This is a genomic window from Buchananella sp. 103232 (assembly GCF_058725725.1).
In genome coordinates this window covers 65,576-73,888 of the sequence record NZ_JBZXJM010000022.1, presented here as the reverse complement: position 1 = coordinate 73,888, position 8,313 = coordinate 65,576, and the positions used below count along the sequence as shown (strand labels likewise).

The window sequence follows — 8,313 nt, the reverse complement described above, 5'->3', positions numbered from 1 at the left end:
TGTCATCTTACTTCGTTCAGTTGTGCAAGCCGATATTAAGGAAAATCGCCTACCGTGACAACGAGTCTCTTGGGACCCATAGACGTTTTTCGTGCGCCGCTTCATCCGCCAGGACCGCGATCGTCGCCGCCGAGCGCGCCAAGCTGGCCGCAGACCCGGAGGGCGAGCTGGCGGAGCTGGCCCGCATGTACCAGGAACGCGGCGTCTCAGCCGCCACGGCCATGCAGGTAGCCAAGGAACTCTCCGCCAAGGACGCCCTGGCCGCCCACCTCGCCCTGGAGACGGGCATCGATCAAGAAGCCCTGGTCAACCCGTGGAGCGCGGCGATCTCCTCTGCCATCTCCTTCACCCTGGGGGCGCTGCTGCCGATCGTGGCGGTGTGGCTGGCCCCGGCCACGTGGGTGCGGGTCCCGGTCACCTTCGTCTCCGTGCTGGTCGCCCTGGCCCTGACGGGGTGGGTGAGCGCCCACCTGGGCGAGGCCGGGAAGGGCCGCGCGGTGGTGCGCCTGCTGGTAGGCGGTCTACTGGCCATGGCCGCCACTTGGGGAATCGGCGCCCTGCTGGGCGTGTCGGTCTAGGCCGCCGACGTCCCACCCGCCGCCCCGAGCACGGTCACCCCCGGCGTGGCGGTCAGGGCTGCGGCAGGGCGCCCAGCAGCTCGCTGAGCTCGAAGCCGTCCGCCCCGTAGAGCTGAGGCACGGGCGCGGCCAGCACGGAGTCCGGTCCGTAGACCTCCAGCGGTGCCGGGCTGAGGTGGCTGAGCACCTGCTGGGAGGGGGTGAGCTGGCGGATGGCGATGGCGTGCACGTTCTCCGAGTGCTCGCGGGCCACCTCGCTGTAGATGATCGGGTCGTGCTGGCCGTCGTCGCCGATCAGCAGCCACTTGATCTGCGGCAGGTCCAGCATGAGGCGGCGCAGCTGGGTGCGCTTGTGCCCCTGGCCGGAGCGGAACCAGCCGGTGTTGGTGGGCCCCCAGTCGGTCATCAGCATGGGGCCCAGCGGGATGCCGTGGCGCAGCATGAAGGAGCGCAGGGTGGGCACCACGTTCCACGCGCCGGTGGACAGGTAGATCATGGGCGAGGCCGGGTTGGCCGCCTCCAGGTGGCTGAGCAGCTGCGGCATGCCGGGCACGGCCTCGCGGGTGTCGGTGTACTTGACGAACCCGTTCCAGAAGGCCACCAGGGGGCGGGGCAGGTGGCTGACCATCACCGTGTCGTCGATGTCGCACACCACCCCGAAGCGCACCGCCGGGTCCACCACGTGGATCTCCGTCTCCACCGGCTCGGAGGCGGGCCCCTCGATGAGGGCGTGGTGCAGCCCGGGCGGGAGCTGGTGGTCGCGCACCACCAGGTCGATGATGCCGGAGCGGTCCGCCCTGGCCTCCATCCGCGCCTGCCCGAGCGTGATCGTGACGGGGTAGAACGGCACGGCGGAGCCGATGAACTGGCGCCAGCCGCGCTGGGCCTGGCGCAGGCTGCGCACCGTGGCCTCGCCGATCTCCCGCAGGGGCGCGGCCGGGTCCGGCAGCTCGTTGATGAGCGTTCCCTCCAGGGGGCTGCCGGGCTTGGCCATGAGCACGCGGGCCAGCACGCGGGCCTTGTCGACGCTGCCGTAGGACTCGTAGCCGATGATGCGGGGACGCCAACCCACCTGGCGCAGCATGTGTACGCCGCGCCGGTTGAGTTGGTCCTCCAGGCGCGCGCCAAGGTTCCGGTTGCTCATGGCCCCGATCCTAGCCTCGCGCGCTTTTCTTCCTCCGCGCCCGGGCGCGTGAGAATGGCCGACGCCCCACCGGCCGCAGCGAAAAGAGCGGCGGGTGGAGCGTCGGCCATCACGTGTGCCCACGGTCCGGTGCCTCCCGCCGGGCGGGCGGTCATGTGGACGGGGCGGGTGGCTCGGATAAGGGGCCGGGCGGTGAGAGCGGCGGCTAGGCCTGCAGGGCGGCGGAAACCACCTGCTTGGCCTCCTCCTGCACCTGGGCCAGGTGCTCGGCGGAACGGAAGGACTCTGCGTAGATCTTGTAGACGTCCTCGGTGCCGGAGGGGCGGGCGGCGAACCAGGCGGCCTCGGTGGTGACCTTCAGGCCGCCGATGGGCGCGTCGTTGCCGGGCGCGTTGACCAGGCGGGCCGTGATCGCGTCGCCGGCCAGGGTGGTGGCGGTGACGTTCTCCGGGGAGAGCGTGGCCAGCTTGGCCTTCTCCGGCTTGGTGGCCGGGGCGTCGATGCGGGCGTAGTGGGACTCCCCGAAGCGGGAGACCAGCTTGGCGTGGTGCTGCGACGGGGTCTTGCCGGTCACCGCCGTGATCTCGGAGGCCAGCAGGCACAGGATGATGCCGTCCTTGTCCGTGGACCACACGGTGCCGTCTCCGCGCAGGAAGGAGGCGCCGGCGCTCTCCTCGCCGCCGAAACCAACGGAGCCGTCCAGCAGGCCGGGCACGAAGTACTTGAAGCCCACCGGGACCTCCAGCAGCTTGCGGCCCAGGGAGGCCGCCACCTTGTCGATGAGGGCGGAGGACACCAGGGTCTTGCCGATCGCCGCGTCTGCGGGCCAGCCGGGGCGGTGGCCGAACAGGTACTCGATGGCCACGGCCAGGAAGTGGTTGGGGTTCATCAGGCCGTCGGCGGTGACGATGCCGTGCCGGTCGGAGTCCGCGTCGTTGCCGGTGGCGATGTCGTAGGCCGCCTCGGGGCCCTGCATGCGCTCCAGCAGGGAGGCCATCGCCCAGGGGGAGGAGCAGTCCATGCGGATCTTGCCGTCCCGGTCCAGCGTCATGAAACCAAACTGCGGGTCCACGGTCGGGTTGACCACGTCCAGGTTCAGGCCGTAGCGCTCCGCGATCGCGCCCCAGTAGTCCACGGAGGCGCCACCCATCGGGTCCGCGCCGATGCGCACGCCGGCGGCCCGGATCGCCTCCAGGTCCACCACGCTGACCAGGTCCTCCACGTAGGCGGACAGGTAGTCGTGGCGCACCAGGTACTCGCTCTCCTGGGCGGCCGGCAGGGCCAGGCGGGGCACCTGCTTCCAGTCGCCGGCCAGCAGCTCGTTGGCGCGTGCCGCGATCCACTTGGTGGCGTCGGTGTCAGCCGGGCCGCCGTGGGGCGGGTTGTACTTGATGCCGCCGTCGCGGGGCGGGTTGTGGGACGGGGTGATGATGATGCCGTCGGCCCGGTCCGGGCCCTCCACGCGCACGCCCTGGGCGGAGCCGGCGCCGTTGGCGCGCAGGATCGCGTGGGACACGGCGGGGGTGGGGGTGAAGGAGCCGCGCGCGTCCACGGCGATGGTCACGCCGGCGGCGGTGAGCACACCGACCACGGTGGCCCAGGCCGGCTCGGAGAGCGCGTGGGTGTCGCAGCCGATGTAGAGCATCCCGGTGGTGCCCTGCAGGCGGCGGTACTCGATGATCGCCTGGGTGATGGCGACGATGTGTGCCTCGTTGAAGGCGGCGTCCAGGGAGGAGCCGCGGTGGCCGGAGGTGCCGAACACGACCTGCTGGTTCGGGTCCGTGGGGTCCGGCTCGATTTCGTAGTACGCGGTGAGGAGCGCGTCTACGTCGATTAGGTCTTCAGGAAGGGCTCGTGTGCCTGCTCGTTCGTGCATGGGCCCAATTTTCTCACTGTGATGGGGCTAACTGTGGGCCCTCTGGTCTGTTTTATTTGGGCTTCCGCTGGTGGCTAAAGAAAACTGCCGTCTCGAGCTTGGGGTGGCGCGGCGGCCGTGCTTATGGTGGCGGCATGACTCTTCCTGTTTCTGGTGACATCACCGTCGACATGCTGGACTTCGACACCCCCGTCCCGGAGGGCTACACGCTGATCGACGTGCGCGAGGACGACGAGTGGGAGGCCGGGCACGCCCCCGGTGCCGTGCACATCCCCTCCGGTGAGCTGGCCGACGCCCTGGACGACCTGCCCGAGGGTGAGCTGATCATCGTCTGCCACGGCGGGGGCCGTTCCTCCCGCGCCTGCAAGATGCTGGCGGAGAACGGGATCGACGCCCTGAACCTGGCCGGCGGGATGGTGGCCTGGGCCGAGGCGGGCCTGCCGCTGGTGAGCGAGGACGGCGACGTCCCGCGCGTGGACTGAGGGCCCCAGGCCGCTACGCTGTGCGTCATGGGTAAGAAGAACCGCAAGTCTGGGGCGCCCAAGCGCGCCCGTGTTGCCTACGTGGACCGCCCCTTCGAGGGCCTGTCTGGCGAGGCCGACCTGGTGGCGATGCGCGAGCTGCTGCCTGCCGCCTCCGCGAAGCTGCGCACCAACGCCGACTACGGCAGCCAGGACGTCCTGTTCGTGACGGTGCTGCCGAACATGGCCCCGGCGCTGCGCCGCCAGGACGGCATGCTGCTGATCGGCATGCAGACGCAGGCGAAGTCCGGCGACGTCTCGCGTGACTACGCCGCCGCCATCGAGGCCGGCCTGGAGCTGGAGCCGGGCAACCTGGTGGGCACGCTGGGCCTGCTGGAGCCGGGCGCGCGCCTGCAGGACATCCTGGACCCGGCCGTGCCGGTGGCCGCCGAGCTGCACAAGGACTTCTCCTTCTGGCTGGAGGAGGACGCCGAGCGCACCGCCGAGCTGGAAAAGGCGCTAGAGGAGTCCGCGCAGGGCATGGTCCCCTCCGAGCGGGTGGCCGGCGTGGAGGGTGCCTTCTGGTGCTCCATGAACCACGAGTTCGTGCGCTGGGTCTACCCCGGCGACGAGGACGAGCTGTGGGACGCCCTGGCGCGCCTGCAGGCCGAGGGCAAGTGCAACCTGGGTGAGGGCACCCGCTTCGTGGGCGCCTTCCGCTCCTACGGCGTGCTGGTCCCGGTGTGGGAGCTGGCCGACGGCACCGGCGCCGAGGGCGTGGCCGCGCCCCTGGCCGAGCTCGCCAAGCGCCTGGAGGAGGCCCTCAAGGACGACTCCCCGCTGTCTGCGGACGCCCGCCGCGCCCGCGCCGGCATGGTCTCCCGCCAGGTAACGCTGCGCTAAGCAAAACAGGGGCGCGGCGCGGCAGCGTCGTCCCCCAAATCGGTCCCCGCGAGGCGGGGAGGGTGCAGGCAAATCGCCGCCCTCCCCGCCTCGCGGGCGCTTTGCTACCAAATAGAAATAATGGCCGGTGGGCCGCCCCTGCCCGGCGGCGTTAAGGTAGGGGGCGTGGAGCTAACGCAGGCAGCAATTGGCGCGCACGCAGATCAGCGCGTCGCAGTGGTCATTCCTGCGTACAACGAGGCCCCGGTGGTCGCCGCCACCGTGCGGGCCTGCCGCGCGATCCCGGCCGTCGACCTGGTAGTGGTGGTGGACGACGGCTCCACCGACAAGACCCAGCACGCGGCCCGCAGCGCCGGCGCCGTGGTGGTGCGCCACTCCGTTAACAGGGGCAAGGCGTCGGCCACCGAGACCGGTATCAAGGTCGTGGCGATGCGCGACGTGCCCGGCCACCCCGAGCGTCACATCCTGCTGATGGACGCCTGGCTGGGCGATTCGGCCGCCGAATGTACCCCCGCCGTCACCGCCGTGCTGGACGGGCAGGTGGACTGCGCCATCGCCATCTCCTCCGACGCCCCCGCGCTGGGACGCGCCGAGGTCAGCGCCCGGCGCGGCATGGCCCGCCTGACCGGGTTCGTGGCGGAGCAGCCGCTCAGCCCCCACCGGTGCATGACTCGCGCGGCCGCCACCGCCGCCCTGCCCTTCTCCAAGGGCGGCGGCCTGGAGCCGGGAATGACCGTGGACATGCTGATGGCTGGCCTGTCGGTGCAGGAGGTCGTGTGCGACGTGCCCACCACGCGCCGCGCCGGCCTGGGCCGCTCCTCCCGGTTCAGCCGCCTGCGGGACGTGCTGGCCGCGATGTGGTCGCGCCGCCTGTTCCGGGTGCGCCCGCCGCTGGCCGCCCGCATGCGCGCCCAGGCGGGCGCCAAGCCGGGCCAGCCCTTCCGGATCGACTCCATGGGCAAGTCCGGCCGATAGGCGCCGCTGCCGCTAGTCTGTGCCGCAGGTGTAGGCGCGGCGGTGAAGGAGAAGCATGGACACGCCCGAGGTGGATTACGCATTCCTGGGCCCCCACGGCACCTTCACCGAGATGGCGCTGCGCCAGGTGGCCTCATACGGCGACACCGACCTGCCCTGCTCCTCGGTGCCGGCCGCGCTCGCGGCGGTGCGCTCGGGGCGGGCCAGGTACGCGGTGGTGCCGATCGAGAACTCCATCGAGGGCGGCGTGAACGCGACGCTGGACGCCCTGGTGGCCGGCGACGAGCTGTGGATCAACCGCGAGATGGTGGTGCCGATCAGCTTCGTGCTGGCCGCCCGGCCGGGCACGCGCCTGCAGGACGTTCGCCGCGTGGCCACCCACCCGCACGCGTGGGCACAGTGCCACAAGTGGGTGGCGGCCAACATTCCCTCCGCCGTGCACCTGCCGGCCACCTCCACGGCCGCCGCCGCCGAACTGTTGGCGCCCGGCCAGCCCCACCCCGGATACGAGGCCGCCCTGTGCAACGCGCTGAGCGCGCAAAAGTACGGCCTGGAGATTTTGGCCGACGACGCCGCCGACAACCCCGATGCGCGTACCCGCTTCGTGCGGGTGGGCCGCCCCGCCGCGCTGCCCCCAGCGACGGGGGCGGACAAGACCACCCTCATGGTGCAGCTGGGGGACAACGAGGCCGGTGCGCTGTTGAACATGCTGGAGCAGTTCTCCGCGCGCGGCGTGAACATGTCTCGCATCGAGTCCCGCCCTGTGGGCGACCGCCTGGGCCGCTACGCCTTCTCCATCGACATCGACGGGCACGCGGCCGAGGAACGCGTCCAGGCCGCCCTGCTGGGCCTGCACCGGGTCAGCCCGCGCGTGCAGTTCCTGGGCTCCTACCCGAAGGCCGACGGCGTGCCCGCCATCCCGCTGCCGGGCACCCTGGACGCCGACTTCGTGGCGGCCCGGGCCTGGGTGTCCCGGATCGTGGGGCGGCTGGCCGGCTCCACCGGGAACAGCGCGACGCAAGATGCCGGCGGTGCCGCTAGTGGCGGCCCTGCTAGTAGCGGCGCGGTGGGCGATGCGGCCGGGGGGAGCGTCGACCAGGCTAAGGCGAGCCACTAGGAGGGCGACGGATGGAAGCGGTGACTTGGATCGCCCTCGGTGTGGCCCTGGCCGGCCTGGCGGCGGGACTGGTGGCACTGGCCGTGGCGCTGCGCCTGCGCGGTGAGCTGCGCGGCGGCAAGGGCCAGGAGGGGATCGCCCCGGCCCCGCAGGTCCGGGCGGCAGGCAGCCCCTACGTCATCCACAACCCGTCCAAGCTGGAGCGCACCGAAGAGCTGGAGGCCCTGGTGCTGCGCACCGCCATGGACGCGGGCCTGGCAGAGCCCGTCTGGCTGGAGACCACCGTGGAGGACCCGGGCACCGGCCAGGCCCGCCAGGCAGTGGAGGCCGGGGCGAGCGTGGTCGTGGCCGTCGGGGGCGACGGCACCGTCCGCTCGGTGGCCGCCGGACTGGCCGGCAGCGAGGTGCCCATGGCGATCCTGCCGCAGGGCACCGGCAACCTTTTGGCCCGCAACCTGGAACTGCCCCTGTCCTCCCTGGCCGAGCAGCTGCGGGTGGCCTTCACCGGCCACAACCGCCGCATGGACGTGGGCTGGTTGGCCGCAGACGTCACGGAGGACGCCGGGCAGCAGAGCGTGGAGCCTGGCTTCGACGTGGAGCCCGCGTTTCCGCCCGCCCCGGCCACCACCACCCGCACCATCCAGCCCTTCCTGGTCATCAGCGGGGTCGGATTTGACGGCGCCGTCATGGAGTCCGTGGGCGATGGCCTGAAGGACAGGGTGGGGTGGATGGCCTACGTGCTAGCCAGTACCAAGCACCTGTGGGGCAAGCGCATGCGCGCCCGCCTGGAGCTCGGCGCCGGGGAACAGGAGAACCTGGCCGCCCGCTCGGTGCTGATCGCCAACTGCGGGCGGCTGCAGGGCGGGGTGCAGCTGGTGCCCGACGCACAGCTGGACGACGGCTGGCTGGATGTGGTGGCGGTGGACACCGCCGCCGGGCCGGTGGGCTGGATGGCCCTGGCCGGCGGCGTGATGACCCGGGGGATCGGGCCGCGCCGGGCGGTGACCGGGGCGCTGGCCAACATGATCATGCGCCGCACCCGCACGCTCTCCCTGCGGCTGCGCTCCCCGCAGCCGACCCAGGTGGACGGCGACTACCTGGGGCGGGCCGTGGCCCTGCACGCCCGGCTGCAGCGCGGGGCGCTGCTGGTGCGCGTCCCCTAGTCGGCAAGCTGGCGGCGTGGTTTCCCGTCGGGGTGGCCCGGCGCCCCCGAGCGTACAAGAGCGAGTTCGGGGTACATACGACCGACCGGTGCCATG

At 71.9% G+C, this 8,313-nt stretch carries 8 protein-coding genes; 6 read left to right on the top strand and 2 right to left on the bottom strand.

What is annotated here, in order from left to right:
- Positions 1-578 (top strand): VIT1/CCC1 transporter family protein (locus AC4PWQ_RS03805; RefSeq protein WP_492089798.1); only part of this gene is annotated, 578 nt, incomplete at its 5' end.
- A gap of 52 nt (positions 579-630) precedes the next feature.
- Here the strand turns inward: AC4PWQ_RS03805 and AC4PWQ_RS03800 are convergent.
- Both AC4PWQ_RS03800 and pgm read right to left on the bottom strand, forming a co-directional pair.
- Positions 631-1,722, bottom strand: a complete 1,092-nt coding sequence (locus AC4PWQ_RS03800; protein WP_371152940.1) for an App1 family protein phosphatidate phosphatase — start codon at positions 1,720-1,722, stop codon at positions 631-633.
- Between the two features lie 205 nt (positions 1,723-1,927).
- Positions 1,928-3,598 carry a phosphoglucomutase (alpha-D-glucose-1,6-bisphosphate-dependent) gene (gene pgm / locus AC4PWQ_RS03795; RefSeq protein WP_371152939.1) on the bottom strand — a complete coding sequence of 557 codons (1,671 nt, stop codon included), beginning with the start codon at positions 3,596-3,598 and terminating at the stop codon, positions 1,928-1,930.
- Positions 3,599-3,732: 134 nt separating this feature from the next.
- Between pgm and AC4PWQ_RS03790 the strand changes: the two genes are divergently transcribed.
- The 5 genes from AC4PWQ_RS03790 to AC4PWQ_RS03770 all read left to right on the top strand — a co-directional run bounded on the left by AC4PWQ_RS03790 (position 3,733) and on the right by AC4PWQ_RS03770 (position 8,217).
- Complete coding sequence (locus AC4PWQ_RS03790; protein WP_371163960.1) at positions 3,733-4,080, top strand: rhodanese-like domain-containing protein; 348 nt, start codon at positions 3,733-3,735, stop codon at positions 4,078-4,080.
- A gap of 27 nt (positions 4,081-4,107) precedes the next feature.
- The gene (locus tag AC4PWQ_RS03785) at positions 4,108-4,962 is read left to right on the top strand and encodes a DUF5926 family protein (RefSeq protein ID WP_371152937.1); all 855 of its coding nucleotides are present in this window, start codon (positions 4,108-4,110) and stop codon (positions 4,960-4,962) included.
- 165 nt (positions 4,963-5,127) lie between these two features.
- Positions 5,128-5,937, top strand: a complete 810-nt coding sequence (locus AC4PWQ_RS03780; RefSeq protein WP_371152936.1) for a glycosyltransferase — start codon at positions 5,128-5,130, stop codon at positions 5,935-5,937.
- A gap of 55 nt (positions 5,938-5,992) precedes the next feature.
- Positions 5,993-7,054 (top strand): prephenate dehydratase, encoded by a 1,062-nt coding sequence (pheA, locus tag AC4PWQ_RS03775; protein WP_371163959.1) that lies wholly within the window; start codon positions 5,993-5,995, stop codon positions 7,052-7,054.
- Positions 7,055-7,065: 11 nt separating this feature from the next.
- Positions 7,066-8,217: a diacylglycerol/lipid kinase family protein gene (locus tag AC4PWQ_RS03770; protein ID WP_371163958.1), complete on the top strand. Its 1,152-nt coding sequence runs from the start codon at positions 7,066-7,068 to the stop codon at positions 8,215-8,217.
- Positions 8,218-8,313 lie beyond the last annotated feature (96 nt).

Excerpts from the sequence above, each read along its gene's own strand:
- AC4PWQ_RS03800 (WP_371152940.1), bottom strand. The coding sequence starts at position 1,722 with ATGAGCAACCGGAACCTTGGCGCGCGCCTGGAGGACCAACTCAACCGG.
- pgm (WP_371152939.1), bottom strand. The coding sequence starts at position 3,598 with ATGCACGAACGAGCAGGCACACGAGCCCTTCCTGAAGACCTAATCGAC.
- AC4PWQ_RS03790 (WP_371163960.1), top strand. The coding sequence starts at position 3,733 with ATGACTCTTCCTGTTTCTGGTGACATCACCGTCGACATGCTGGACTTC.
- AC4PWQ_RS03785 (WP_371152937.1), top strand. The coding sequence starts at position 4,108 with ATGGGTAAGAAGAACCGCAAGTCTGGGGCGCCCAAGCGCGCCCGTGTT.
- pheA (WP_371163959.1), top strand. The coding sequence starts at position 5,993 with ATGGACACGCCCGAGGTGGATTACGCATTCCTGGGCCCCCACGGCACC.
- AC4PWQ_RS03770 (WP_371163958.1), top strand. The coding sequence starts at position 7,066 with ATGGAAGCGGTGACTTGGATCGCCCTCGGTGTGGCCCTGGCCGGCCTG.